Source organism: Pseudomonas sp. C11, assembly GCF_034683865.1.
Lineage (GTDB): Bacteria > Pseudomonadota > Gammaproteobacteria > Pseudomonadales > Pseudomonadaceae > Aquipseudomonas.
In genome coordinates this window covers 1-1,123 of sequence record NZ_JAWIIP010000033.1, presented here as the reverse complement: position 1 = coordinate 1,123, position 1,123 = coordinate 1, and the positions used below count along the sequence as shown (strand labels likewise).

Sequence of the window (1,123 nt, the reverse complement as noted above, 5' to 3'; positions counted from 1 at the left end):
ACTTGTAAGTTGTTCCACACCTGCTCCAGACCGCCAGTGACTAGATCTCCAGATCGTGGGCGAGCGAGGGTCGGAGCAGGTTTTTCTTGATTAGCCCGAACGGTTGCCTGAGCTCAAAGCTCGTTTCTGCAAGTCAGGGTGAGAGAGGAATGCCATGAACCAAGAACTTCTCGTTGTTGGAATCGATATCTCGAAGAACTTTCTCGATGTCTTCGTCAGTGGCAGCGCCACGCTCCAGCGCTATGCCAACGACGCTCCAGGCAGGGCCCAACTGGCTACCGATATGCTGGCCTTGGTACCCAATCTGATCGTGGCTGAGGCAACGGGTGGCCTGGAACGCCTCCTGATTGCGGAGCTGGCTGCACAGAAATTACCCTTGGTGCTGGTCAACCCAAGGCAAGTCCGTGACTTTGCCAAGGCATCGGGTCAACTGGCCAAGACCGACGCGTTGGATGCTCGGGTTCTCGCCGCATTCGGCATTGCCATCCGTCCCGCCATCCGCCCGTTACCCAATGAGCAGGCGCTCGAACTGGCGGATCTGGTTGGGCGTCGGCGGCAACTGGTCGACATGATGGTCGCCGAAAAGCTGCGCTTGCAGCAGGCGGTAGGCAAGACCCTGCGACGCGACATCAAGCTGCACATCCAGTGGCTGGAGAAGCGCCTCAGAGCTAGCGATGCTGGGCTAAATGACGCCATTCAGAAGTCAGAGATCTGGCGGGCCAAGGATGACTTGCTGGCTGAAGTGAAAGGCATAGGGCCCGTTTGTCGAATCACGTTACTCGCTCTACTGCCAGAGCTGGGCCTCCTGAACCGCAAGCAGATTGCGGCACTGGTGGGGGTGGCGCCCTTCAATCGGGACAGCGGCTACTACCGGGGTACCCGGCGAGTCTGGGGTGGGCGATCCGAAGTCAGGAAGGTGCTCTACATGGCTACGCTGTCGGCCATTCGCAGCCACAACGAGGTCGTGTACAGCTTCTACCGGCGACTGAAGGAACAGGGGAAACCAGGCAAAGTAGCGGTCGTCGCGTGCATGCGTAAACTGCTTACCATCCTCAATGCGATGCTCCGTGATCAGGCTCATTTCAGGCCTCAAGTGACTTGACGCTGGACACGGTTGCTCGCC

Annotated in this window: 1 protein-coding gene; it reads left to right on the top strand. The window is 58.6% G+C overall.

Annotated features, from left to right (window positions below):
* Positions 1 to 154: 154 nt before the first annotated feature.
* Positions 155 to 1,102: an IS110 family transposase gene (locus VC352_RS24800; RefSeq protein ID WP_322982157.1), complete on the top strand. Its 948-nt coding sequence runs from the start codon at positions 155 to 157 to the stop codon at positions 1,100 to 1,102.
* The last annotated feature ends 21 nt before the right edge of the window (positions 1,103 to 1,123 follow it).

Bases quoted from the DNA above. Each gene is read 5' to 3' on its own strand.
- VC352_RS24800 (WP_322982157.1), top strand. From the start codon at position 155: ATGAACCAAGAACTTCTCGTTGTTGGAATCGATATCTCGAAGAACTTT.